20 protein-coding genes are annotated in these 25,906 nt (G+C 45.8%); 1 reads left to right on the forward strand and 19 read right to left on the reverse strand.

From position 1 onward, the window contains the following. Positions 1 to 2 precede the first annotated feature (2 nt). From amrB to dnaN, 9 genes are all read right to left on the reverse strand, one after another. Positions 3 to 830, reverse strand: a complete 828-nt coding sequence (gene amrB, locus B3N33_RS06465) for an AmmeMemoRadiSam system protein B (RefSeq protein ID WP_292592597.1) — start codon at positions 828 to 830, stop codon at positions 3 to 5. Continuing rightward, positions 827 to 12,508, reverse strand: a complete 11,682-nt coding sequence (locus B3N33_RS06470; protein WP_292592599.1) for a type II secretory pathway, component HofQ — start codon at positions 12,506 to 12,508, stop codon at positions 827 to 829. The genes amrB and B3N33_RS06470 overlap by 4 nt, the downstream gene beginning before the upstream one ends. Positions 12,509 to 12,536: 28 nt before the next feature. Then, on the reverse strand, positions 12,537 to 12,977 hold the full coding sequence (locus B3N33_RS06475) for an alpha/beta hydrolase (RefSeq protein WP_099828944.1): 441 nt from the start codon (positions 12,975 to 12,977) through the stop codon (positions 12,537 to 12,539). A 14-nt stretch (positions 12,978 to 12,991) separates the two neighbouring features. Next, positions 12,992 to 13,588, reverse strand: coding sequence for a hypothetical protein (locus B3N33_RS06480; protein WP_214060206.1), 597 nt, complete (start codon positions 13,586 to 13,588; stop codon positions 12,992 to 12,994). Between the two features lie 512 nt (positions 13,589 to 14,100). Then, the gene (locus B3N33_RS06485) at positions 14,101 to 15,138 is read right to left on the reverse strand and encodes a hypothetical protein (protein WP_292592601.1); all 1,038 of its coding nucleotides are present in this window, start codon (positions 15,136 to 15,138) and stop codon (positions 14,101 to 14,103) included. A 15-nt stretch (positions 15,139 to 15,153) separates the two neighbouring features. Beyond that, on the reverse strand, positions 15,154 to 15,534 hold the full coding sequence (locus tag B3N33_RS06490) for a hypothetical protein (RefSeq protein WP_292592603.1): 381 nt from the start codon (positions 15,532 to 15,534) through the stop codon (positions 15,154 to 15,156). Continuing rightward, positions 15,531 to 16,730 carry a type II secretion system F family protein gene (locus tag B3N33_RS06495; protein WP_292592605.1) on the reverse strand — a complete coding sequence of 400 codons (1,200 nt, stop codon included), beginning with the start codon at positions 16,728 to 16,730 and terminating at the stop codon, positions 15,531 to 15,533. Before B3N33_RS06495 ends, B3N33_RS06490 begins: the two co-directional genes overlap by 4 nt. 3 nt (positions 16,731 to 16,733) lie before the next feature. Continuing rightward, entirely contained in the window at positions 16,734 to 17,201 is a 468-nt protein-coding gene (locus tag B3N33_RS06500; RefSeq protein WP_292592607.1) for a 2-C-methyl-D-erythritol 2,4-cyclodiphosphate synthase, read from the reverse strand. After that, the gene (gene dnaN / locus B3N33_RS06505) at positions 17,198 to 18,301 is read right to left on the reverse strand and encodes a DNA polymerase III subunit beta (protein ID WP_214060664.1); all 1,104 of its coding nucleotides are present in this window, start codon (positions 18,299 to 18,301) and stop codon (positions 17,198 to 17,200) included. The genes B3N33_RS06500 and dnaN overlap by 4 nt, the downstream gene beginning before the upstream one ends. A gap of 106 nt (positions 18,302 to 18,407) precedes the next feature. Here dnaN and B3N33_RS06510 point away from each other — a divergent pair, with 106 nt between their 5' ends. Then, on the forward strand, positions 18,408 to 19,085 hold the full coding sequence (locus tag B3N33_RS06510; protein ID WP_292592609.1) for an endonuclease V: 678 nt from the start codon (positions 18,408 to 18,410) through the stop codon (positions 19,083 to 19,085). Here B3N33_RS06510 and B3N33_RS06515 read toward each other — a convergent pair. The 10 genes from B3N33_RS06515 to infA all read right to left on the reverse strand — a co-directional run bounded on the left by B3N33_RS06515 (position 19,070) and on the right by infA (position 25,906). Further along, complete coding sequence (locus B3N33_RS06515) at positions 19,070 to 20,020, reverse strand: ROK family protein (protein ID WP_214060603.1); 951 nt, start codon at positions 20,018 to 20,020, stop codon at positions 19,070 to 19,072. The genes B3N33_RS06510 and B3N33_RS06515 overlap by 16 nt on opposite strands. A gap of 13 nt (positions 20,021 to 20,033) precedes the next feature. Next, on the reverse strand, positions 20,034 to 21,365 hold the full coding sequence (gene rho / locus B3N33_RS06520) for a transcription termination factor Rho (protein ID WP_349680368.1): 1,332 nt from the start codon (positions 21,363 to 21,365) through the stop codon (positions 20,034 to 20,036). Between the two features lie 480 nt (positions 21,366 to 21,845). Then, a complete protein-coding gene (fsa, locus tag B3N33_RS06525) occupies positions 21,846 to 22,502 on the reverse strand; it encodes a fructose-6-phosphate aldolase (RefSeq protein WP_214060604.1) in 657 nt (218 codons plus the stop codon). A gap of 38 nt (positions 22,503 to 22,540) precedes the next feature. Next, positions 22,541 to 23,023, reverse strand: coding sequence for a 50S ribosomal protein L17 (rplQ, locus tag B3N33_RS06530; protein WP_099828932.1), 483 nt, complete (start codon positions 23,021 to 23,023; stop codon positions 22,541 to 22,543). 21 nt (positions 23,024 to 23,044) lie between these two features. Then, positions 23,045 to 24,064, reverse strand: coding sequence for a DNA-directed RNA polymerase subunit alpha (locus B3N33_RS06535; protein WP_292589221.1), 1,020 nt, complete (start codon positions 24,062 to 24,064; stop codon positions 23,045 to 23,047). A 54-nt stretch (positions 24,065 to 24,118) separates the two neighbouring features. Then, positions 24,119 to 24,745: a 30S ribosomal protein S4 gene (rpsD, locus tag B3N33_RS06540; RefSeq protein WP_099828930.1), complete on the reverse strand. Its 627-nt coding sequence runs from the start codon at positions 24,743 to 24,745 to the stop codon at positions 24,119 to 24,121. Positions 24,746 to 24,761: 16 nt separating this feature from the next. Continuing rightward, complete coding sequence (gene rpsK, locus B3N33_RS06545; RefSeq protein ID WP_099828929.1) at positions 24,762 to 25,148, reverse strand: 30S ribosomal protein S11; 387 nt, start codon at positions 25,146 to 25,148, stop codon at positions 24,762 to 24,764. 18 nt (positions 25,149 to 25,166) lie between these two features. Further along, positions 25,167 to 25,535 carry a 30S ribosomal protein S13 gene (gene rpsM, locus B3N33_RS06550; RefSeq protein ID WP_099828928.1) on the reverse strand — a complete coding sequence of 123 codons (369 nt, stop codon included), beginning with the start codon at positions 25,533 to 25,535 and terminating at the stop codon, positions 25,167 to 25,169. A 12-nt stretch (positions 25,536 to 25,547) separates the two neighbouring features. Continuing rightward, positions 25,548 to 25,664 carry a 50S ribosomal protein L36 gene (gene rpmJ / locus B3N33_RS06555; RefSeq protein WP_099828927.1) on the reverse strand — a complete coding sequence of 39 codons (117 nt, stop codon included), beginning with the start codon at positions 25,662 to 25,664 and terminating at the stop codon, positions 25,548 to 25,550. Beyond that, a complete protein-coding gene (gene infA, locus B3N33_RS06560) occupies positions 25,661 to 25,906 on the reverse strand; it encodes a translation initiation factor IF-1 (protein ID WP_099828926.1) in 246 nt (81 codons plus the stop codon). The genes rpmJ and infA overlap by 4 nt, the downstream gene beginning before the upstream one ends.

Consider the following 25,906-nt stretch of genomic DNA (forward strand, 5'->3'; position numbering starts at 1 on the left):
ACTCACTTAAGCAAGGCAGCAAGATAACCGACAGTTCTGTACCTGTCTCCGATGACTTCACCGCTCGTCGTGTTGCAAAGTATATCCATCGATTCAAAGGTTTCTCTAACCGCCACCATAGGTCCTAGACCACAGGCGGTGATTCGCTCGCTTCTGGATATCTCGTATGACTCTGCGTACTTCCTCTCCTTGACAAGATTCACGAGTCTCCTGTCTTTCTCCATAGTTGTTTCGTGAGACTCGTAGTGATTCAGATCTGAGGAAGCGATTATCAGTAGGTTACTCTTCTCGCTCAGGATCTTCCTTAGCAGCCCGGAAACCATTAATGCCACTTCCAGTCTCTGATCACTCATAATTATCGGCACGATTTTGAAGTCACTGTACAGAAACTGCAGGAACGGCAGCTGGACTTCTATAGAGTGTTCGTACAGGTGGGCCGCCGTGTCAGATACCACAAGTCCGCTAGACATAGTCATGATTGACTTCCCAAGCTCTTTATCTATCTCTACTTCACCCAGAGGTGTGTCCCAAGAATCTTCATTCCACAGAGATAGCCTCGTCCCAAGGCCGGTATGATTGGGACCGATAATTATTACCGTTGAAGGGGTAATTAGAGAATACGACTTCCAATAGCTCCAGGCAGCAACCGGACCGCTTGCCATGTACCCCGCATGCGGCACTACCAAACCAACTGAGCTTTCAGATTTTCCAGGATTCTTAGGAAGACTCCCTGGTCCTATCGGATGAAAGAAGCAATTCTTGATCTGGCTCTTGAGGTCCTCACTGTCATCTGCGTAGAACTTGCCGCTGACAACGGGGCTCCTTTTCACGGCTCTACCACCTCCGCTGTGATGAAGATAACCAGTTCTCTCTTATCAGACGTTCTGTTTTCGGTAGTAAATAACTTACCGATAAACGGCAAATCGCTCAAGAAAGGCATCTTATTAACGGTTACAGTATCCTTGTTTGCAACAAGTCCACCGATCGTCAATGTATTGCCGTTCGAAATAATCAGTCTGCTGTTTGCTTCCCTCGTCTTCTCACCATATAGCGTTCGCGTTCCGTCCTGATACTTCTCGGGCTCGCTGACTTTTATAAAGAGATCGAGAAGTATCTTGCCGTCATCATTGACAGTTGGAGTAATTCTTAATTCGACTCCTGTGTTCAGATACTCGATAGTCTCGATCTCTACGGGATTACCATCTACGTACTCGATTGTTCGAACCAAGTAGGGAATGGTGTCCCCGATATGAATCTTCGCTTCCTGACCACTCATTGAGACTATCGAAGGACTGGAGATAAGGTCGGAATCGGTGTCCCTATTGCTCAGGTCTGCCCCGATCTTCACGACTGCCGTATTTACGATATCGTCTATCAGTTTCGTAAAATCAAGATAGTCGATGATTTTGAAGTCGAGATCTATCGAACCGCTTTCAATGAGAATCTCAGGAGTGTTAATCCCTATTGCCGTCTTGAACTCCCTCTGAATATCATCAACAAGCGATTTATCCACGAGCCTTGTTTCGATTCGTACCTGCTTTTTAGGACGCGAGAGATCGGATCCAATTTCGTCAAAGATATTATCAACTCTTGATTTGGCCAGGCCTCTGACTACTATATATCCGTTCACCGGATCTGAGAGAACTTCACCTCCATAGAACTCTATAAGCCTTGTTACTTCTTCAACATTGTGGTAAACACGATAGACTAGTTCAACATCGGTCGGTTCTTCACCGGCCTTCTGCTCCTTCTTTGTCACCGCATAGATATCATCGATTCTGCTTATCTCAACCGGCTTCGTGGCATTTATTACTCTGGTAAGAGCTTCCCATGTGAGATCCTTGACAGACATGGTGATCCTCTCATTTATGTCGTCAATGAAAAGGAGCGAGATTTGAAGCTTGTCGGCCACTAGTCTCAACAACTCTTCCAGATCCTGATTGGCGACATTTATCTGGACAAGCTTTCCCTCAACCACTACTCCCCTTTCCAGCGGATCTACTGCCTTTCTCGACTCCTGGACCTCTTTGATCATCTTTTCGGCCATATCAAGGAGAGCTGAACTCTTCGATTTTATCAGCAGCATCTGAAGTTCGGTGAATGTCTGAACCGTGATACCCTCGATCGATTCTCTTAAGAGAGAGGCCAGTTCCTCAGGATTCACCGTGAGATCGGTTATGTATCTCGAAATCTCCCTATCGGCAGCTGCCTCCTCGACTGTCCTGGTTATGATCATTAGTGACTCGGGTTCACCGATTAGCAACCACTGCCGATCTAGGTCGACAAATTCGATTTCGAGACCCAGTTTGAAGATCAGTTCCGCTAACTGGGCCTGTGTGACGAGGTTCTTCTCGATCCTCACCGACTCTCTTTTAGAATCAACAGCGAGTATGTTCAGCGCTGCCCTAGCGTTCTCAAGTCCGACCTGAGTCCCAATTCCAATGAGCCTTCCTGAGTATTCAATGATTGATTTCAGCTGAATTTCCGCGGCTTCCAGGAACTGTGTGACTTGTTCTGTGCTCCAGCCGCTAACAGGAGGAAGGTCTTCGATGTTAATTTGCTCTGATGCTTCCTTGCTGCCCGCATTCCGATTCAGCTCTGAAATAAGCTCTCTCGCGAAGTCAACGTGGTCACTCTCTCCTACCAAGAGGAGGCGAGTATCGAACCTACCGATGAAGACAGATACACCAATGTTCTCAAGAGCCTCCTCAAGGCTAGCCATTCCTGATCTTTGGCTCCCCTGAGCAAAATAGACGCTCTCTAGATCCTCTAAGAAGGCTTGCCCTACTGTGATAAGGGAATAGGACAGGAATTTAGCCTCTACAGTTACTGCTTTGACAAGTACCTCTTTCAGTGCTGCTACATCATCAAAGTTACCGACTATCATGTACCTAGATGGTGTGATTTGAACAACGGATACCTCCAGGAGAAGATCGCTAACCATAGCTTGAAGAATCTCAGGAGTTATACTGGCAGGTAAATCAATATAAGCGAAGTGGACCTGCTGGTTGTTAACCAGGTAGTCTATCACGGCCTGTGCTTCGTCGACTGATTCGCGGGTTCCAATTAGCAAATAACCACCGCTCACATCGAAGACTCCAGGAAGAGAAATCGCTTTTGCCTCAAGATACGCATTAAGAGTTTCTGCATCGATTCCGGAGAGTCTCTTTGCGAACCTTGATTCATTTACAATCCCTGCTTTCTCGCTTGTAAGACCGCCTATAACCTCCTCGAATTCAGCAATATCCTCGCCCGTACCTATCATGAAGACCATGTCTCCGACCGGTTCAAATTTGAGCTTCAGTTCCATCAACCCCGCAATCGTCTCGAATTGATCGACTTGCGTTCCATCCGGCTGCACAAAGGTCTTATAAGAGATAGATCCATCGGCAGAAGTTCCCATCGAATCTATCCCTATCCGTAGAGAGGAAATCAACTCTTGAGCTCTCGCAAGGGAGGGCTTGGTTCCGACGATAATCGCATAGTCACCTGCTTCAATAATACCAACCGGTATCTGAATCGACTCGAAGGCAATCTCAAGCTGCCCGGGCGTCAGATTCCTTGGAAGGATGGTAATTGTGTAAGACAGCGGACCTTCGTCTGCCTCGACAGTTTTTCCAAGTGAGTTGTAGACATCGACGGCTATCTCCAGATCCGTTCTAGTTCCGACAAACACAAGCGCAGTATCGCTTTCAAGAATCTCCACTTTGACGCCGATCAACCTGAAGAGCTGATTAAGCAAGTTCGATGAGACTTCGTCTTCAAGATCAAGAATTTCAAATTCACTCTTCTCTCCCGAATCGCCGGTAGACACCTGAACGAGCCTTTCCACAAGTGCCAGAGCGTTCTCTATCGATTCTCTGGTTCCGATAAGAAGCAGAACGTTGCCTACTGAATCCAGATCCACACTGAACCTTAGCTTATCTAACACAGCCTCCAGTGAACTGAGATCGAAACCCTCCGGCAAGGAGATCGTAGCGAATTCGATCTCGTCAGTTTCAGGTTCTTGATCCTCTTTTTCAAACTTTGAGAAGAGCTCAACTGCTCTTGCGTTGTTTTCTCCTGAACCAATGAACACAATGTAATCCGCTACTTCTACGATCTTTACAGGTATATTGAGAGAGGAAAGAAGCTCTCTGAACTGCCCCAAAGAAATCTCTTCTACTAGCTCAACGATTTCGTATTCGGGGCTCTCGAATTTCCCTATTCCCAATGTTGCAGAGACCGAACTCACCAATTCTCTGAAGCGGTCAACATTACTCTGGGTACCAACCGAAACCACGTCTCCACCGACTGGAAGAATCTGGACATTGAGCGATAGACTCTCAACAAGGGCCGCCATTTCGGCTAGCGAAAGCCCATCACCCAACGGGACTATTGAGTACACTCTCTTCTCATCGACCGCAGGATCCTCTGGAGTTAGGTATTCAACTATCTCTTTTGCCGTTCTTAAGTCACTATCGGGGCCAATTAACATCACTTCCCCGTCAACTTGAACAGCCGAAATACTGAGAGCCATGTCGCTCAGAATCCTCTCAAACTTTTCGAGAGTCAGTTCGGCAGGAAGTTTCGCAAGTCTATAAGAGACTCCTTTTCCTAGCCCGCTTCGAATAACTTCATCAAGTAGAGCAACAGCCATATTAACATCCTCTTCGAGACCCGATACGGACATGCTTTGCCCCAGCTTTGTATAGGAGAGGTTGAAACCGGCGGAAACTAGTATCTCCCGTAACTCCTCAAACGTCATCCCGGATGGAATAGTATATAGGGTAGTCAGCTTCTTCGTCTTCAACTCGAGACCGTCCATCAAAGCCGGTATTTCCGCAAGCTGATCTTCGGGACCTATTAGCAGGTAGCCTTGACTACTTTCGTGGAATACCTTCACGGCAAAGCTCATCGCCATGAAGAAATCAGAGAGAGTCTCGCCACTCCAGCCTTCGAGTTTCGGGAAGAACTGTGCCGTAAGGCTCTCCGCCGTCGGCGCCGACCCCATCTCCTTGAGAAGACTCTCAAAGACAACAATATCCTCTTCGTTTCCAACGACCACTATTCTGTCTCCCTCTCCGAAAACGATTAGAGAGGAGTTCATACTTGACAGAAGCTGATTCAGGAAATCAGTACTATGGCCTATCCCACTGAAGATGCGCATTTCTTGCGACTTCTCGGACGGTTTATCGGAAGTTAGGCGGTTAAGAATGTCCCTTACCTGTTCAATCTCTCCTTCCTTTCCATAAACGACGAAGCTGCCCCGAATCTCGAGAACGGAGATTTCCAGGCCAAGTGTGTTAATTATCCCATCGAGTTCTTCGATGGTAACTTCACGAGGAACTATAACTGTGACTTTGTGTTCGCTGATAATATCGTTCCTTATCTGTACGAATCTTTCAATCTCCTTCTCTGCTCCGATCACTACAAGTCTCCCGGCCACAGAAAGAGGATAGACGTTTATGTTGAACGCCGATTTGACTGATTGGGCAGCTGCAAGATCAAATCCGTCACGAACCTCGACTACTAGATAACTCTGTTCGCCGTCAACAACCTGAACCTCTCTTCGCGAGAGGATCGAGCTAATAGTCTCTTCGGCCTTCTTGACGTTTTCCTTTTGGCCGACCGCTATTACTCCGGTTGGCGTATTCAGAAGATCAATACGAATACCCAGCCTAGAGAAGATCGCTCTGAAACTGTCGGTCTCCTCAGTTGGGATTTCCACAAATGCAAAGATGTCAGGTTCATCGCCCTTGGGAAGCACTATTCCTTCAGCAAGTTCGCCGAAGACTCTTACGGTAGAACGAACATCGCTTTCCGGACCTATCACCATCGACCTTCCATCAACGGTAACAACTGTAACTGCAAGCCCCATCTTCTCCAGCATACTCTGCAGATTCTGAATAGAAGGAACGGACTCAACTATCTCGTAGTGAGGTCTCTCAAGACCTGAAAGCCTGGTTGTTTCGGTGCTTATTCGGTCAAGAATTGCCGTGGGACCCACAATGAGATAACCTGATTGGACCGGTGTTACGCTTATCTTTGCCCATTCTTTTTCTCCCAAATAACCCCGCAAGTATGAAACTAGCTTGCCATCTTCCCAGCCGGCAGGGTTGTTGAAGAATCTAGATTCGACCGTCTCATCTTCTTCCGCCCTTGAAAGCACCGAATGGACAACTTCTATCGCCTTTGTCGACTCCTCTTCGGTTCCAACCAGAACAACGCCGGAAGGAGATGAGAGAAGCTCAACATCTAGTCTTAGACTCTCAAGTATGGCAGTGAACTCGCCGATCCTGTCATTTGGAATATCAGTGAAAGCGTACTTGAGTTCCTTGTCGGTCTCAAGTATGACGGTTCGATCATTTATCGATTTTACGACGCTCGCTGCATTTTCAAGGTCCTCACCGTATCCGACAATTATCACGTTGCTTCCAAAGCTCAAAGCAGTAGCGTCTATCTTCAGTTCCGAAAGTACTTGTCTGATCGTCTCGAATGTGCCTTCGCTTGCAGGCATTATTATGTAGTCGTATTTTCTCGAGGTCAGTGGAGCCTCAAGACCGTTTCTCAGCATCTTGATCAATTCGACTGTCTTCTCTACACTCTCCTTCATGCCAACGACAAGGTGTTTGTCTCCGACCGGTAGTATCGTCACCTTAAGTCCCAGCCGTTCAAGAAGAGTGTCCAGCTGGTCTATTGCAGGAAGTGAGGTTTCTATGACAAAGAACGGATCTTCGATCCCTGCCAGACGATCGGCTTCCGCAACCAATCTCGAGATAACTTCCAGCGGACCGACAACGATATAGCCACTGGACGAAGGGGTGATTGAGATCCTAGAGAAATCGTCCTCGCCAAGGAAGTCCATGAAGTAGCTGGCATATTTTGCATCGTTCCAGCCCGGCACAACTGCAGCTACGTTTGAAACTCGCCCCTTCTCTCCTTCGGTTTCAGCAACCAGGGCTTCTCTTTCGAGAATCGCGTTGACGGTCTTGATTGCTGTCTCGACCTTTTCTCTGTCACCGATCATTAAAACCCCGGTGGCAGAAGGAAGAAGCTCTACTCCGGCACCAAGCTTATCAAGAATTGCCTGATAACTATCTATCTCGCTGCTCTGTATGCCCGTGAAGGCGTACGTGGGTTCATAAACCTGTGCTGTAGTTCTTCTACTAAGTATGTCATCTACTACCATGATCGTTCTCTCAACTGCCTCTTGAGAACCGATTACGATAACTCCGGATGGGGATGTAATTAAGGATACTTCAATTGCGAGTCTCTCAAGAATCGCATTGAAGCTGCCGATGTCTTCCCCGGAAATATCAACGACTCTGTATTCTACAGCTTCAGGCACAGTCACATCTTGTGAGACTGATTTCAAGAGCTGCTCCATTATCTGGCTTGTGCGTCGTACATCTTCACCTGAACCGATTACAATGGTGGAACTACCCATTTTTGCGAGATCAACCATAACCCCCAATCTAGCCAGAAGCCCTTCAAGATCGTCGACGGGAGGTATCCTGTCAAACACTGCGAAAGCCGGATCCTCAAATTCCCTGAGTCTCGAGATCTCTGCCTTGACTACTTCTGCCAGGACAATTGGAGTTAGGGCAATAAACCCGCTGGAGGACGTCATAATTGAGATTCTCTCAAAGTCGTCGACTCCAAGGAATAGTCTAAGGTATTCGCTTACCCTCGCAAGATCCCAACCCGGTATGGCCTTGATGTCAAGAGACACTCTTTCTTCCCTTTCGATTTCCTGAGCATGAAGCTGTTTATATAGAGATCTGAACTTTAAGAGATCCTCTTCTTCACCTATCGCGACAATCTTGTCAGCCACCCCGACTGCAAATACTCTGTAGTTAAGAAGTTCAAGGGCAGGTTCCAGTGACTGAACGGTAATTCCTGACGATAACGGAAGAAGAAGGAAACTCTCATACTTATCCTGAAGTGGAACATCTTGCGATTCTCTTGAGTTGATCGCCTCAATCAACTCCTCCGCACGTTCAAGCTCAGACTCTGCTCCAATGGCGACAACACCTGTAGGGGTGTTGAGCAGTTCGACATCAATACCCAGCCGTTCGATGATCGGGAGAAGTTGTGCTATCGAATCCGATCTAACATCTACAAATCTGAATCTCAAACTGAGATCTGCTGAAACACTTTCGGAGTGAGCCATTACCGACTCAACTATGTCAAGTGCCTTTAGAAGCTCTTCCCCAGAACCCACAGCAACTACTCCTGTAGAGATCTGGATGAACTCCGATACGACCCCAAGCTTTTCCATTACTATCTCCAGAGGAGCAATATCTTCAGGTCTTACAGGCAAGAAAATGAACGTTTTTGACTCTAGCGCCTGCTCCTCGGGTTCACCTTCCGGATAGATCGCATCTATAAGCTGATCGATGAGCTTTCCGGTTCTGTCAACACTGTCACGGTTTCCAACTATTAAGTACTTGTCTTCAACAGGAATGATTCCGACCTTTATTCCGAGAGCATCTATTAAAAGCTCCAGCTGGTCAAGAGGAGGTAAAGCTCGCTGTACCATGAAGTGCGGGTCCTGAATCTCTTCAAGTCTGGCGATCTCTTCCTCTATCGTCTTTAGAAGTTCAACCGGGCCAACGATTATGTATCCACTCACTGAAGGAGCAATCGAGACTCGAGAATAGAGGTCTTCGCCTAGATAGTCTCTTAAGTAGCTGGAAAGCATTTCGTTGCTCCAACCAGCTACCTTCTTAACGAAGGTCGATACGTTCCTTGTATCTTCAGAGGGACCTATCTCCTTCTTTTGATCAACAATCGTTTGCACTACAGTTTTGGCCCTTGAAACCTCTTCCGACGAACCAATCAAGAGGGCCCCTGAGGGAGAAGATAGTAGTTCAGCGTTGATTCCCATTTTCTCCAGAACCAAAGAGTAATCGCCAATCTCGTCAGAAGAAACTGAAACAAACTCGAACACCGATTCCGTCACAATAGTCGACGGCCGCTTCTCAAGGATTGATTCTGAAGTCTCCATTGCTTTTGCGACTTCTTTGCGTTCACCGATAATCAAGACACCAGACGGGGAGTCGAGAAGCTCCACTTCTATACCGATGCTCGAGAATATTCCTCTAAATGCTGCAGAATCTTCGCCCGATATTTGAGAGAGTTCAAATACCATTTCACCGACTTCGGGCTCGTCACCGATTATCTCCAGAAGCTTGGCAACTATCTCTATAGTTTGTTTGACATTGGGTTCAGTACCGATGATAACGAAGTAATCATCAACCTTCAGAATATCGACTATTACTCCGAGTCTCACTAGAAGAGAATTCAGTTCGTTTAATGAGGGCATCCTTCGCTCTATAGAGTAGAAGGGGCTTTCTATTTTCCTGAGCCTATCGAGTTCCCTTTCAACACTTTCCAAGATTGACTCGGGACAGTTGATGATGTATCCCTTGGCGGTCTGAACGAGAGAAATGCTGGCAGTCTTGTCAACTCCCAGGACTACTCCCAGATACGACAATAGTCGTTCAGAGTCCCAACCGGGCACCCCCAAAATCTCTTTGCTTGCAAAAGCCCCCTCCGCACTCTCTGAGGTGAGAATCTCTCCGTACAACCCTCTGAACAACTGAAGGTCGAAGCTGTTTCCGACAACAACGATCTTGTCGTAGATCTCTGTGATTACGAGATCGAAACCGAAGACATTTATCACTGAGTTTAGAGATTCTATTGCAATCTCAGGTTTAGAAGAGATTATCAGGTACGAACTATCGGCATCTACTTCTTGAGGAAGTGTAGTTGGTTCTTTCTTTAGAATCTCATCGACAATCTTCTTCGCTTTAGCCAGTTGTGTTTCGACACCGATTCCGATTATCCCAACTGGTGTTTCCACAAGATCAATCTCGTAACCAAGAAGGGTTAGAATCTCTTCCAGGCTACCGACCAAGGACAACTCAACATCTATTAAGCTATAGCTTTTTGGACCGGTCTCAATCGTCTCAATTCTCGACAAAATCGAACTAATAACTGCCATTGCATCTTCAAGGCGGTCCTCAGTTGCCACAACAGCCACGCCGGTTGGTGTGTTTACAAACTCCACTGACAAGCTAAGTTTATTCAGAAGCTCGCTGATCCCTTGAATCTCGGAATAGGGCAGATTTATGAATTCATACTTGTACTCTAATTTAGCCTCAGAAACGTCCCCCTGCACAGGAAGTCCGCTACTCAGCTGCCTTACAAGCCTTGATGCTTCCTCAACGTTCTCCCTGGAGCCAATAATCATGAACTGGTTCTCGACTGGAACTATGGTCGCAGCAATACCCAGTCTTTGCAATAGGACTTCAAACTGGGAAAGAGAGGGGATAGATGTCTCCAGTCTGTACGATGGGTTCTCAAATCCTCTCAGTTTTTCCGCTTCAGCGGAAACCGCTTCAAGAACAGATTCTGTTGCAATAACTATGTATCCATTGCCTGAAGTTGTGAGAGTGATATCAGAGAAGAGTCTAGGTCCAAGAAAGTCGCTGAGGTAGGCTCTGAACTTCTCGATATCCCAGCCGGGAATAGCCCTTATCTGGAGGGAGAGGCGAGTCTCCTGACTTGCCATCCTGCTTTCAACCATCTCAGTGATTCTGGGAATTCTCTCTTCAATGATCCCTTCTATCTCAGAAAGCCTTTCCGGATACGCTCTGATTACCAGAAGACCCGCAGAAGTGATGAAATCAGCCGTCTCATTTTCTACGAGAATCGTTTCGAGCAGATCCCCCAGACCGGAAGAGTAGATTTCGGGAGAGATCTCGAGAATCGATTCCCTTGTCACCCTGTATATCTGTCTTTCATGTTGTTCAAGTTCGTTGATGGCCCTCCCCATGATTCCTGAAGGACCATACATGAAGACCAGTCTGTCCGCAATCTGCTGAATTGTGTACTCACTCTCAACGAGACCTTGGGCAGCAAAGAACGTACCAAGAAAACTGGATACTTCTTCATATGAATCGTTGGTCTTCAGTTCCAGGTAAGTGCTATCATAGTCATCAAATGTAATCCCGGTAAATAACGACAGCAGATATTCGGCAGTCTCTATAGAGCTCTTAGCACCCTTCACGATGTAACCCTTTCTCTCGCCTAAGGGCTCAATTATTGAACCTGTAATTCGTTCGACCTGAGCTACTATCGACTCTTCTATTGTAAGGTGATAGTTCACCATGAGGTATGAAACGTCTTCAGAAATTGTGGAGAAAGAGTCTGCGATTCTCTCCAGAACAGGAACTAGATAATTTGGCAGCTCGAAAGTGACTTTTCCGATAGGCTCAAAAGTTCTGTCAACGGAAAGTTCTTCATAAACTGCATAGCTTTGAAGAATCCCGAAGATCGCTCCCACGAGGGTCCCGTCATCAGGAAGCCCCGACCCTGAAGCACTTACTAGTTTCAGAACGTCCTCAATCAAGAAGAAATTGTCGGGGAGAGTCAATGTAACCCTTGTCCTGCTCGAATCAAGATCTTCTGAGGTCAAATACAACCTGTAGAGATCGAGATACTCATAAAGGGCCGTAACTTGAGAATCGTTTCCAGAGAATATCAGCTTGTTGAACTCAGGAATACTTACTATGGTAAGGCTTTCTGAGAAGAGCAGCGAATTAAGACTCCTTGCCAATTCGTAGTATGCTGTAAGCGGTTCAACATCGACGTTAGTTATCTCCCACGGGACAGAGTATTCTTTGGTGACCGTGTTTTTCGTAAGAGCTGCAGAAAGACTCATGTGGGTCTGGAGATCGCCAAACACCATCAAAGAAGCCTCGTTCGGCAGATACTCTATGTAGCTATTTACTGGAAGAGTCTTTCTCAGCCTTTCAATCTGTTCTGAAACGGTCTCCCCCTCAATATTGAAATCAACACCGATATACGTCTTCCAGAAGGCATTAACAAGATCTTGAACTTCTTCAGGCGAACCCAGATAGAAGGTTCCGTCAGTCAAATAGGAATAAGCGACCCTATCTCCAAGAGACGTAAGGATATTTCTCAGAATATCTTCGGGCATGGCCAGTGAGAAACCAACCACAACCTGCTCATTTCTAACACTTGGAGAGATGATATACGATAGATCTAGCATTTCTTCCGAAAAAAGATATGTCATCGCAGTAGATAGCGTCATACCATATGTAGTGAATTTCTCGATATTCACATTAATATTCGATCTAAAGAATCTAAGCGTAACAACATTCTCCATAATCGTAACTTCTGGATCATCGATTGCTGGAATCAACAAAGCGACGTTCACCGACAGTCTCTTCGGATCTTGCCTGGTCCACAAACCTTCAACCGGACCCATTCGAAGCGGTAAATTCATATCTCTGCCGCTTACACCGTTTATTGCCAGAGAATATATGGTCCTTGAAGGATTCGATTGTATATTGTAATCTGTGACATTGTCCTTAAAGATCAGAGTCACTGTTACCGATTCTGCATCCATAGTGGGAATGACTGAATTCAGCTGATTAGAGAAACCAATACAGAAGAAGCCCAGAACTAGAAATAAGACCGCTATTCTTCTCACACGAATCACCCCATATTCACCCTCGAGTTTATGACCTGAAATACTTCACAACAAAGAAGCTGTTCGTACTAGTATCATTTAGCAGAACAGCAAATTCCGTAATTCCATATACTATATAGGAGGGAGCAACTTGCTCGCCCACTCTTACTGTTATCTCCGTCTCACCCGTCTGTAGAACTGCGTAATCAACCTTGTTCAACCTGTAATAGGCAACATACCTGACATTCTCTGCCTCTTCGCCGACTTCTAGCATTGAACTTATGACCTCCGAAGGACTCGCATAGAGTGGGAGGAAATGATTCTCCATACTGAAGACGCTCACCACCCTAGAAGTATCAACGGGATCAATTCTTATTCTGCTTGCCGCAACATCAGCAATCTCTACCGGTTCGAAGAGCAATACCAAGAGTACACCACCCGTGACTAACAGAGTAATTGAGACCACTATTATCAAAACGATCTTCTCCATAAAATCAGCTCCGTCTAGAAGGTCCCTGTTACAGCAATGTCCGTCCTCAACTCAAGCAAAAGATTGGACGGAATATTAGACTCCGGCAGAATCGGAAATCCAAGGTTTGATCTCAGATCAAGCTTTCTGACAAGAATTCTCGGTTCACTGACAATCATCTCAACAAGATCAAGAATATCTCTCGAACTACCTGAGACAGTGATTCCTTTGTACTCTCCTTGAGAAGACCTTATCGGAATCCTCTCCTCTATCTCCTTAAGATAACTCCTTGTACTCATTGCGCCTATCGCTTCGTTTCGGACTCTTGAGAGCAACTGAACCTCAAGGTATGCACTTTCAAGACCGTTCACCTCTTCGACCAGCAGAGATGTATTCTCGAAAGTGTTGTAGGAGTAAAGTACCACCAGGAACAAAAAACCTACGATCGTCAAAGCGATCAACGACCAGAAGGCAATCTTTGAGTTTATTCCCTTTCTGTCAAGAATACTGAGTCTTCTCTTCAGCTTATTAGCATAGTCTCTGTGAATGAAAAAGCCATCGTTGCTCTCAAAAGATCCCGAGTCGACAAAGGCATTAATTTCTTCGATGTTAAACTCGTCTCTCTCATTCATCGAGGCCACCCACCTTGAGGTCGACAAGTTGAAGAGAGTAAAGCTCCGCGAAGTCCAAATTACCCCTCACGCTTGGCCTGGCAAGAAGGGTTGGTGTGGTAAGCGGTGACGGGAAATAGGTATTATCACCTTCAAATATTAGATAGTAGAAGGAGTTACCAACACCACTTTCAAACGAAATTCTCGAAGCAATCGTCTTCAGAGCGTTCTCGNNGAGATAAGCTTCCATTGTTCTGAAGACATCCATCTCTAGCGACTTCGAGCTTACATGAGCGCGAAGATCGCTAACCTGTCTACTAAGTCTATTCCGGATTGCAATGTACTCCTGCTTCTTGTCGAACATCATGTCAATGTCTGCTATCAGATTCCCTGTAAGGTATGTTCCAGTATTATCAAACAGATAGCCTTTCATTCTAGAAACCTGTCTAAATCTTACATCAAAGGCTTGGGTCACAAAAAAACGAGACCCGATAATCAGAACGACAATTATCAGCAGGACTATTAAAGAATACTTAAGCCTTGATACCCGTTTCTTCCTTGAATGTAAGTTTACGTCGACCAAGTATCTCACCACCTCTCATGAGTAGTCCCACCGAAGTATATGTTATCCCAGTCGTTTCCTTAATCCTAAGAGGCATGCTGACCACCTCTGTCTCGTCTCCAAGAATTCTCTGAAATGCTCTTGAGTAAACGGCTGTAGAAAGACTCGAGGGCCCCACTACAAAGAACCTTGTGAAGAGAGACTCGTCGGCCGCAGAAGTATTCGGAGAGTTCGACAGAGTGTTCGTAAGATACATCCTAAGCTGATAGGAGATTAGCCCTTCAAGTCTCTCGGAAGCCTCTTCTATCAATGAATCGTAATATGCCTTGGAGCCGACAAGGAACTCCCTCTGGATATCTGTTTTAGGAGAAAGAGAGTTGTCCTCACTGAAACCACTTGCCAGCTCGTCAAAACCATCGCTTATGTAGTTCAGCCCAACAATCTCTTCTCCTCTCAGTGTAAGGAGAATCGAATAATTCTTATCCACCACAAAGACGATGTTGTTTCCCTCGAAGACACTGGTATGAGCGGTCTTGAAGATGGAGAAAGGCTTAACATCTACTATATTCGGCTCGGGGAAGTTCTCGCCTGTGAGTCTTCCAACGAATTCAAAAACAGCCTTCCTCTTGGTGATAATAAAGGCAGGAACCAACCCCGTCTTCAAAGAAGCAATTGAGTTGAGACAGGCAACGTTTACTTCGTCTGGCGGCAAAGAAAACTGAGAGGCGGCCTTGAAACTGGCAACGCTAAGCAGGTTCTTCATCGACTTGACCCTCGGAACCTCTAGATGCTGAAACACAACATCCTTTGGGTGGAAGGTCGTCACAAATATCTCATCTACGGGAAGAGTATTATTCTCGCCAAACACCCTGGCCGCTTCGCCAAGCGAGTTCTCACCGATCCTAAGGACAGAAAAGACCGGTATTACGCTCCTACCCTCGACCACTGCTCTTACGATCTCAGTGTAACCCTCATCGGAATTAACGGCAGTAATCATACTTTGAAACATATTTACCCCCAAGTCTCAATAAGTGACCTTCCCCGTAACCGGCTGGATAGTCAATACACTGCCATCAGCAAAATTCAGCGTTGTCGAACCGTTAAGAATTACTATAGACCCATCGCCGTTGAATCTTATTCTGAAACCTTCGGGATTCTCCCACAAGCAATCCTCAAAAATATCACCCGTTGTCGAAGACACCCTTCTAGTTCTGAAATCATAGAAGAGCTCGACTGGTCTTGAACGAACAATTGCCTCAAGTCGTTGGCTTTCAATGAAAGAATCGAAAGCTGTTTTGCTGAGGCTAATCTTTAGCTTAACTATGATTTCAGACGAAACCAGTACGACGCCGCTGATACACAGAGAGACCAGGACCAGACAGCACAACAACTCGGTCAAGCTCATCCAATACTTTGCTCCATAGCAAAGACTGCACCGTATATCGTTATTGCCAGGAAACCAATGAACCCACCAATAAATAATATCATTATTGGTTCCACAAGCGAAACAAGTTTCTTGAGTGCGTTCTGAACTTGCATATGATAGAAATCCGCAACTTTTAACATCACTTCATCCAGCTTGCCGGTCTCTTCACCAACAGCAACCATACTAACAACAATGGGCGGAAAGACCTTCTGGCGCTCCAAAGCAGCATTGATGCTTTCCCCACCCTTTATTCCTATTATTGCATTGCCCACTGCTTTCATAACTCTTGGACTCTGAGAGACTTCTCCGGCCAGTTCCAAAACGGTCGGCAGATCGACTCCACTGGCAACTAGGACCGCAGTCGTCCGAGTGAACCTCTCCATTGCCGTCATGTTTCTCAAATTCCTTATCGGAGGGATCAACTTACCAATGTTTTCCTTGACAACGTTTCCATATCTGCTCTTGAAGAAAAAGTAGCCTCCAATCAACAATCCGACAAGCATAACAAGCAACAGAGGCCAGTGATTCTCAAGAATGCTGTTCATACTCAGGAGAATTGCCATCGCTCCTTCTGGTTGAAAGTTTCCACCAAAAGCGCCGATCAGGTTCGGCAAAATGAAGAAGGAGATCATCCCAACTATTCCAACTGCAAAGACCATCATGAAGAGAGGGTATGACATAGCTGACTTCACTTGATTCTGCAGCTCGACCATCCCTTCGTAGAAGTCGGCAACCCGTTCTAGTGACTCGTCTAGCACTCCACCCGCTTCTCCGGCCTTAACCAGATTGGTGAAGAGGGGCTCGAATACACCCGTCTTTTCAAGTGACTCGCTGAAGCTCATTCCACCTTCTATATCCAGGACCACCCGAGTCACGATCTTTCTGAATCTTCTTGAAAAGAAAATCTGAGTTGAAAGAACCTGAAGAGCGTCTCTTATTCTCACACCTGAGGAAACCATGGTTGCCAATTGCCTTGAGAAGATGCTGACTTCCTTTTGCGAGGCAGGGAACATTGAAGCTTTCGTGGAAACATGTGAAGCGGACTGCTTGATTGAACTGACGACATACCCTCTGCTTGAAAGTATCTGAAGCGCCTCTAGTTTGGAGTTCGCAGCAAGCTTGCCTTTTTCTGATTTTCCCTTGGTGTTGATGACTTCATAGCGGAAATCGGGCATCTTTCACTCCACCCTCCTTAAGAGACAGACTGCGTAGGCCTTAGCAAAACCGGGACTGCTGCCGTTCCCCGATTTCGGTTTGATGTTCACTAGCTCGCTCTCTATCCCAAGAGCACTGGCAACGTTGTCTATCATTGACTGAACAAAACCAGCCAGCCTTATTTCTTCGATAACGACCACAGAATCAACGTTGTTCACTTCCCAGTTTCCTTTGATCAAGTCTGCCGTTTCCTTGAGAAACTCAATACTCCTGCGATCTTTGTTAGAGCTGTTTTCCGGATACCTGAGGCCGATGTTTCCAAGAGAGCAAGCCCCAAGAATCGCATCTACTATCGCATGACTCAGAACGTCACCGTCTGAGTGACCGGAAAGGTACAGTGAATTAGATACTTTCAAGCCACCCAGAAACAAACCCTTGCTTCCTGCGACAATAGGATGAACGTCATAACCTATTCCAAACCTTGTGTTCATATCAGCCTAATAGGCATAATAATATAGGTATACCCCTGAATATCCACAGGATTCATCTGAAGGGGACTATTCGAATCTACGAAATTCAGTTCTACCATTTCGGAATCAACCTTCTTCACTGCCTCTGACAGAAATCTAGGGTTGAAAGCGATAATTATGTTGTCACCCTCTTTGCTCGTCTTAATAACCTCGATCGATTCTCCGTGATCTGGACTACGAGCAATTATCTTGAACTCCTCATCGTTTATCTCAAACTTAACAGAATCAGATCCCAGTCTTGCAGCGATTGAAGCTCTTCTAACCGCATCGGAAAAAGTAACTGCGGGAAGAACAACCCTAGCTTTAAATGACTTTGGGAGAACTTTCTTGTAGTCTGGAAACTCCGCATCGACGACTTTGGTTACTATTTCGGTACCGTCAAAGAAAAACTGGACACGAGAACCGTCGTAAACTACTCTCATGACGTCGGACATCGCAGCCTTCAGACTATTCTGAAGATCTCTCATGCTCTTCAACGTCAGCAAAAAATGGTCTTCGATACTTAGGTCTATCCTCTCTTCAGAGAGGGCCATCCTGAATCCATCTGCGGCAACTAGGCGAACATAACCATCGTCGAATTCCCAGTATACACTGTTCAGATTTCTCATGAACTCATCTCTGGCAGCGCAAAATATCACCCTGTCTATCATCAACTCAACCGATGAGACCGATACAGTGAAGTCAAGCCCCCCGGCTGCAGCCTCTATATCAGGAAAATCCCCTGGATCCATAGTAGGAAGAGTGAATTGGGCACTTCCCAAACGAATAACCACATTAGTTTCTTCGGTCTCAAATATTACTTCTCCTTCCGGGAGATTCCTTACTATCTCTAGAACCAGACGGGCATCGATAACGAAATCACAACTTCCATCAATGTGCTTGGGCTTCAGCTCGGTGGTAATAGCTGTCTCGAGATCAGTTGCCACAAGCTTGATGGTCGACTCATCCTTCATCGAGAAATATATGCCTGAAAGAATCGGTTTTACGCTCTTTGACGCTACTGCACCGGAAACCGACTCCAATCTAGTGAGGATTTCGGAACGAGCTACGACGAATTTCATCATACACCTCCACTTGATGAGCTTTTCATAGATTATAACATCTATGTGGCATAATCATTATGATAAGCAGCAATGGCAGATTGTTATCCACTGGAGAGCGAGAGCGATGAACATAAGATATATTCATTCGTGGAGCATGGAACCAAATCAAGCGATAGCTTTGCAAAACAAGCTCGCCAATCAGCTCGTCTTGCACACTCGTATCGCGAACCCACGCTTGATAGCCGGAGTAGATGTCTCTTTTCCATCAAGAGCTACTGCCCTTGCAGTTGTAGTAGTACTGGAATTCAGCACTTTACAAGTTGTCGATTGCTTCCATGCAATCGGAAAGGTTGATACACCTTACATTCCCGGACTTCTTTCCTTCAGAGAAGGCCCCACAATTCTCAACGCTCTATCGAAATCTTCTGAAGTCGATTTGCTTTTCTTCGACGGCCACGGAATCGCCCACCCAAGGGGGATTGGTATAGCCTCCCATATTGGTCTCTTTCTAGAAACACCAACCATAGGAGTAGCCAAGAAACTTCTATTCGGGCGGCTACATAGCACCCCTGTGGACAAGGGAAAGAAAAGCCCAATAACCGCCCCAGATGGTAGGCTGCTAGGGTACGCGTTATGTACTAGACAAGGAGTGAAACCGGTATATGTCTCTCCAGGCAATCGGATAACTCCGGAACTCTCTGTTGAAATGGTTTTGAAGACTACCGACAAGTACAGAATTCCCGAACCAACCAGACAGGCTCACATAATGACGCAGAAGCTTAAGGATCAACTTAGCCTGTAGAAAACTATCGATGCCGCGCCGGTTATACCTGCGTTTTCTACCAGCCTGCTGAGTGTAATACTATAAGTTCCAATGAATGAAGGCATGACAAAAGCAGGCATCTTTCTCAGAATACCGTCAATAAGCAGATCTCCCGCTTTACTTATCCCGCCTCCGATGATGATATGCTCAGGATTGAAGACATGGATGAAATTGCCAATTGCGATTGCCATAGCCTTTGTCACTCTCTCCACTATCATTGTGGCTGCTAGGTCTCCCCCTCGCGCTGAATCGAAAACGACCTTGGCAGTTATTTCGGGTGCGGAAAACATTGAGGATTTGGGAAACCGCTTTGAATACTCTCTGGCCATTTTGACAATGGCGGTGGCAGATGCAAGAGACTCCAAACATCCATGAGAACCACATCCACATAGAGGACCCTCGGGTTCCACAATTGTATGTCCGAGCTCTCCACCATAACCGCTGCTACCCGTCATCAGTATTCCATGGGTAATCACGCCTCCTCCGACCCCCGTGCCAAGGGTGAGTCCTATCATGTGCTGACTTCCTTTGAACTCCCCAAAGGCCCATTCTCCAAGAATAAATGAGTTTGCATCATTCTCCACGAACGTCTGGACTCCGGTTATCTTTTCCAGCATCGATGCAAGTCCGAATCCTGACCAATCGGGGAGATTCGGCGAGAATAGCACAGTACCTGTGTCATGATCTATCGAGCCGGGCGAACCGACCCCAATACCAAGTATTTCGGAGGAACTAACAGCTGATTCGAGAAGAAGCTCCTTTATCGCTTCCCCAATTCTTGTAACAACGGTTATCCTACCATCGAAGACTCTAGTGGGAATCATCTTTTTCTCAATAATCCGGCCGTCTTCTTCAACTATTGCAATCTTTGTTTCTGTACCGCCAAGATCAATACCTATAACGTACTTAGCCATTTGCATCTCCAGTCTAGTACGACTTTTTCTCCATCTCTATCAAGTCCAAGAACTCCTCATTCGTGGCGGTTCCACGTAGTTTTTCCATGATTAGTCTCAGGCCCTCTTCCTCTGACATTGATGAAAGCATTCTCCTAAGAACCCAAACCTTCCTAAGAATATCGGAAGGAAGAAGAAGCTCTTCTCTCCTTGTTCCTGAGAGGGTTAGGTTGATCGAAGGAAACATTCTCTTATTGGCAAGCTGTCTCGACAGGATCAATTCCATGTTTCCAGTACCTTTGAATTCCTCAAATATGACCTCATCCATCTTGCTCCCGGTTTCGACAAGAGCAGTAGCGATTATCGTAAGGCTTCCACCCTCTTCAATGTTACGGGCTGCTCCGAAGAAGTACTTGGGTTTGTACAAGGCAGAAGGATCCACGCCACCAGAAAGAAGTTTTCCGCTAGGCGGAACATACAAATTGTAAGCCCTTGCAAGCCTGGTTATACTGTCAAGGAGGATAACAACGTCGTAATTGAATTCCACTAATCTCTTGGCCATCTCGATTGTCATCTCAGCGACTCGTATCTGCTTCTCTGGATGCATGTCAAACGGAGCCGCAATCACGTGTGCATTTGTGCTTCTTCTGAGATCGGTGACTTCTTCAGGTCTCTCATCAATAAGTAAGATAATCCTAACCGTATCGGGATGATTTTCAGCAATGCCATTTGCCAGTTCCTTCAGAAGTATCGTCTTACCCGCCTTAGGAGGCGAGACAATTAGCCCTCTCTGTCCCTTTCCTATCGGAGAAAAGAGGTCGACCATTCTCGTACTCATAATGTGCGATTCTGTTTCCGTAATAAGCATGTCTTCGGGATGGATAGGAGTGAGATTCTGAAAGGTTATTCGTTCAGCAGCGAAGTTGATTGCTTTGTGGTTAATGGCTTCAATTCTCAGGAGCGCGAAATACTTCTCTCCTTCTTTCGGTGGTCTCACCTGCCCCGCGACTGTATCGCCGCTAGTGAGATTAAATCTTCTGATCTGTGACTGGCTAACGTAAATATCATTTGAGCTTGGGAGAAGATTGTTATCGAGCGTTCTTAGAAAACCATATCCCCCATCTGTAATCTCCAGAACTCCTTGATCAAAGAAGTAGCCGTAGGATTCGGTTTGAGCCTTTAGAACAGCGAAGATCAAATCCTTCTTTGCCATCTGCGTATAGCCCTGTACGTCATACTTTCTGGCAAGTTTATACACCTCCCTGATAGGCATAGCCTGAAGCTGGGAGATGTCAATTTCGACTTCCCTGATATTGTCCTTGTCTTTGTCCTTATCCTTCTTGGGAATCTCCTTGGCATCATCCATAACGCCTTCTCTAAAGGTTTCCTGAGCTACCGGGCCATCTGCATTAGGTTCTTCGTAGTTCTTCTTGGAAATGGTCATAACTTCTTCTTTTTCCTTTCCAGATTCATTAGAAGGAGTTATATTTGCCTTCTGATTCTCCACATCTCTTTTCGTTTCAGTCTTCTTCGATTCCGTCTTTTTTGATTCGGTCTTTTTTGATTCGGCCTTTCTCTTGGTAGTTCTCTTGTTGGCGGCTTTCTCGATTAGAACCTTTTCTACTTGTTCGTTTGGAGTTTCTTCTGTCTTCTTTTTTCTTGGGCTCAAATTCAACGGTACATTCTATCCACCACTGGAAGAATGTACCTACCCTCCTTCCGTGTTCTTGAAATTAATAAGATTATGAAGCTAATCGTATTTGTAAGAAAGCATGGGAGACCTGTCTCCGGCGAGGTACCGATTCTTTCAGGAATAATATACCACTTACGAAGCAAAATTCAAAGCTTATTGACCTTGTTGTTTCTCATAGCGCTTCCAGTCTTTGGTGAACCTCTCTATCCCAATATCTGTAAGCGGATGATTGAATAGTCTGAGAAGCACATCAAAGGGTATTGTCACAATATCCGCACCCATCAAAGCGGCCTCTAGTACATGCATAGGATGCCTCACGCTTGCAACGATGATCTCAGTACAATAGCCATAGTTCGCAAAAATGTCAACAATCTCCTCAACTATTCCCATCCCTTTACTAGCAATATCGTCTAGCCTTCCAACAAATGGGCTTACGTATGTAGCACCTGCCTTCGCAGCTAGAGTAGCCTGAAGCGAATTGAATATAAGTGTTACATTTGTCCTTATCCCTTCACCACTAAGGGTTTTCACAGCCCGCATCCCATCTTTTGTCATTGGGATTTTAACAACAACATACTCGCTAAGAGAAGCCAATTCTCGCGCTTGTGATACCATATTCTCAAAATCCGTTGCCGTAACCTCGGCTGACACAGGACCCCTAACGGTTTCGCAGATTTCCACAACACGTTGTTCGAACTTCACGCTTTCTCTGGAGACAAGCGTTGGATTAGTCGTGACTCCATCAACCAGTCCAAGCTTCATACCCTCTCGAATCTCGTCAATGTTAGCTGTATCAAGGAATATCTTCACTTTCGTACCTCCGAAGAATGGCTACCTTTCGGTAGCCATCATTTTTTGTCCTGTTTCTTTTCAGTCTTCTTCTCGGGCTTCTTTTCCTGTCTTTCTTCGTTGTCAATGAGTTGGAGGACGGCCATCTCACTAGCGTCTCCTCTTCGCATGCCAAGTTTCACAATCCTTGTGTATCCGCCGTTCCTTTCGAGATACTTGACAGCTATCTCATCACATATCTTCTTAACTAGCTTCCTGTCATTGAAATTTCTGTTGATTTCGCGGCGCAAAGCAAGATTTCTTGACTTGAGCTCCTGCGATTCGCTACTCTCGGAATCCTTAGCGGCGATTTCCGCCGACAGTATTGTAGCCTTCTTTGCTTTCGTAATTATGCTTTCTACGAACGGCCTTACCTCTTTAGCCCTAGTTACCGTCGTTACTATTGTCCCGTGTTCAAACAGCTCCCTAGCCAGGTTTCGCATCAGAGCAACTCTCTGGCTATGGGGCATATTCAATTTGCTTCCACTAACTCTATGACGCATCTCTTATAGGCCTCCTCACAATCATTCTTTCTTGAGCACGATGTTGAACTTGTCTCTCAGTTTCTTCACGACTTCAAGCATTGACTTCTCACCGAAATTTCTGATCTTCAGAAGATCGGCCTCACTCTTGTCAAGAAGATCGCCAATTCTGTTTATCTTATCTCGTTTAAGGCAGTTAAGAGATCTCACTGAAAGATCAAGTTCTTCGATCTTCTTCGCAGCGACGGAGTTTGAGTCTTGTTCATCCGCCTGAGAAACTTCTGCACTCATCTCACTCTCTTCGGTGATTGTCTCTTCTTCCTCTGGCTCGATGGTTGATCCGGTTAGTCCTTGGGTCGGTTGACCAAGTCCGCTTGAAACAACCTCAAAATGCCTCATAAGGATATCAGTTGCTCTCATCAAAGCATCAGAAGGAGTTATTGATTTCTTCGTCCAGACGTCGAGAACGAGTTTATCATAGTCGGTCCTCTTTCCTACACGAACGTTCTCTGTCTGGAAGTTGACTTTCAATACCGGACTAAAGATTCCATCAATGTATATCATTTCTACGTCGTGCTCGATCTCCATCTCTGAAACAGGGACAAATCCTCTCCCTATCTCTGCGAAAAGCTCGATATAGACAACCGAATCCGTGTTGAGAGTAGCCACATATTGCGATGGGTTTACCACTTCAACACCGGTGGGAGTCTTTATATCCCCTGCAGTGATAACCCCAGGTCCTACCTTTTCAAGAGTTAGTTTCACTGCGTCAGAGAACTCTAGAGCAGGTTTCAGCTGGACTTTCTTGAAATTGAGGATGATTTCAAGGATGTCCTCTTTAACTCCGTCGATAACATCGTATTCGTGATACTTCCCAGGTATCTTAAGCTTTGTGATCGCCATACTAGGTATCGATGAGAGTAGAACCCTCCTTAGCGAGTTCCCAATAGTAGTGGCGTATCCTCTTTCCATTGGAGAAAGGATGAACCTTGTGAAATAGCTGTTCTGATCCTCTCGTTCTTCTTCAATTCGCAAGTTCTTGGGCATTATTGATGTCAACATTATTTCGCCCAGAATTCGGGCACACACCTCCTTCCAAGAAGGTAAGAATCGGATTTACTTGGAGTAGAGCTCGATAATCGACTGCAGATCAACTGGAATCTCTACTTCTTCGGTTACAGGGTATCTCAGGTAGGTCCCTCTGAATGTCTCGTAATCTACCTCAACCCACGGATAGGCTGTTCTTTCTTTCGATGCTTCTACCGCTTCTTTGATCGGTACGACCGCTCTGCTCTTCTCTCTGATCTCCACGATATCACCGACTCTAAGGTTAAAGGAGGGTTTATTGACCCTTCTACCATTGACTAGGACATGTCCATGGTTAACCAGCTGTCTTGCCTGTCTCCTGCTGGATGCAAATCCCATCCTGAAGACCATGTTATCAAGTCTTGATTCAAGGATCTTAACCAGAGCGCTTCCTGTCTCTTCACTCTTTCTCAGAGCCGCTTCGAAATATCTTCTGAACTGTCTCTCAAGGACTCCATAAATCCTCTTGACTACCTGTTTCGATCTTAATTGCATTCCGTATTGAGTAAGCTTTCTTGTCGAGGCTCCGTGCTGTCCAGGTGCTACAGGTCTCTTGACTTGAGCACATCTTGGTGAAAAACACCTTTCACCTTTTAGATAAAGCTTGAACCCTTCGCGACGACAAAGCTTACACACTGGTCCTGTATATCTGGCCATTCAACTCCCTCCTAAATCAGACTCTTCTTCTTCTTCTTGGTCTGCAACCGTTATGAGGCAGTGGCGTGATATCCTTAAGCGTCTCAACAGTGAGACCTGCCGCTTGAATAGTTCTGATTGCAGCTTCTCGTCCCGAACCTGGGCCTTTAACTTCTATTCCTACTCTTGTGATTCCCAACTTAATAGCTTCTTTGGCTATCCTGTCTGCGCCAAGTTGGGCAGCATATGGTGTGGATTTTTTCGAACCGGAGTATCCGGCAGTTCCGCCTGAAGTCCACATAAGGGTATTACCCTCGGGATCCGTCAGGGTGATTATTGTGTTGTTGAAAGAGGACTTTATATGTATTACCCCTCTATCAGTAGTTAGCTTTTTTCTCTTCTTGGCTGCTGGTCTCTTTGCCATTCGCTTTTACCTCCCGTCTTAGCTCTTCTTCCGAATCTTACTGGCTCTAGAACCCTTCCTTGTTCTTCCGTTGGAATGTGTCTTTTGACCGCGAACAGGAAGTCCGTTTCTGTGCCTGTAACCTCTATAACTTCCAATCTCGATTAGTCGCTTGATTGACCTGTCAACTTCGGTCCTTAGCTCACCCTCAACTTTGTAGTGCTCGTTGATGAATTTTGCAATTCTACTTACTTCCTCGTCTGTCAGGTCCTTTGCTCTTTTGTCACCGTTGATCTCAGTTCCGGTAAGAATCTCGTTTGCTCTTGTGTACCCTATACCATAGATATAGGTCAGGGCAACGAACGTCTTCTTATTATTCGGAAGCTCAACACCAAGGATACGTGCCATCTATATCCCTCCTCAACCCTGACGCTGGTTGTGCTTTGGATTTTTCTCGCATACAACTCTTATTCTTCCATTACGTCTAATAACCTTGCAGTGTTCACATCTCTTCTTTACCGAAGCGCGGACTTTCAATTCGTTTCTCCTCCTTTGTCTATCCTTTTTCGATAAACAATTCTTCCTTTGGTCAGGTCATATATTGAAACCTCTACTACGACCTTATCGCCGGGGATCAACCTGATGAAGTTCTTGCGCATTTTCCCAGAGATGTGAGCAAGAACAGAGTGGCCGTTTTCCAGTTCGACCTTGAAGGTCGCGTTGGGCATCGATTCCACAACTATTCCATCCATCTTTATAATATCGCTCTTGTCCGACAC

It is taken from the genome of Mesotoga sp. UBA5825 (assembly GCF_002432955.1).
Taxonomy (GTDB): Bacteria; Thermotogota; Thermotogae; order Petrotogales; family Kosmotogaceae; genus Mesotoga.

Coding starts and splice junctions, on each gene's coding strand:
- B3N33_RS06475 (WP_099828944.1), bottom strand. CDS start 12,977: ATGGAGAAGATCGTTTTGATAATAGTGGTCTCAATTACTCTGTTAGTC.
- B3N33_RS06480 (WP_214060206.1), bottom strand. CDS start 13,588: ATGAATGAGAGAGACGAGTTTAACATCGAAGAAATTAATGCCTTTGTC.
- B3N33_RS06485 (WP_292592601.1), bottom strand. CDS start 15,138: ATGTTTCAAAGTATGATTACTGCCGTTAATTCCGATGAGGGTTACACT.
- B3N33_RS06490 (WP_292592603.1), bottom strand. CDS start 15,534: ATGAGCTTGACCGAGTTGTTGTGCTGTCTGGTCCTGGTCTCTCTGTGT.
- B3N33_RS06495 (WP_292592605.1), bottom strand. CDS start 16,730: ATGCCCGATTTCCGCTATGAAGTCATCAACACCAAGGGAAAATCAGAA.
- B3N33_RS06500 (WP_292592607.1), bottom strand. CDS start 17,201: ATGAACACAAGGTTTGGAATAGGTTATGACGTTCATCCTATTGTCGCA.
- dnaN (WP_214060664.1), bottom strand. CDS start 18,301: ATGAAATTCGTCGTAGCTCGTTCCGAAATCCTCACTAGATTGGAGTCG.
- B3N33_RS06510 (WP_292592609.1), top strand. CDS start 18,408: ATGAACATAAGATATATTCATTCGTGGAGCATGGAACCAAATCAAGCG.
- B3N33_RS06515 (WP_214060603.1), bottom strand. CDS start 20,020: ATGGCTAAGTACGTTATAGGTATTGATCTTGGCGGTACAGAAACAAAG.
- rho (WP_349680368.1), bottom strand. CDS start 21,365: ATGGATGATGCCAAGGAGATTCCCAAGAAGGATAAGGACAAAGACAAG.
- rplQ (WP_099828932.1), bottom strand. CDS start 23,023: ATGCGTCATAGAGTTAGTGGAAGCAAATTGAATATGCCCCATAGCCAG.
- B3N33_RS06535 (WP_292589221.1), bottom strand. CDS start 24,064: ATGTTGACATCAATAATGCCCAAGAACTTGCGAATTGAAGAAGAACGA.
- rpsD (WP_099828930.1), bottom strand. CDS start 24,745: ATGGCCAGATATACAGGACCAGTGTGTAAGCTTTGTCGTCGCGAAGGG.
- rpsK (WP_099828929.1), bottom strand. CDS start 25,148: ATGGCAAAGAGACCAGCAGCCAAGAAGAGAAAAAAGCTAACTACTGAT.
- rpsM (WP_099828928.1), bottom strand. CDS start 25,535: ATGGCACGTATCCTTGGTGTTGAGCTTCCGAATAATAAGAAGACGTTC.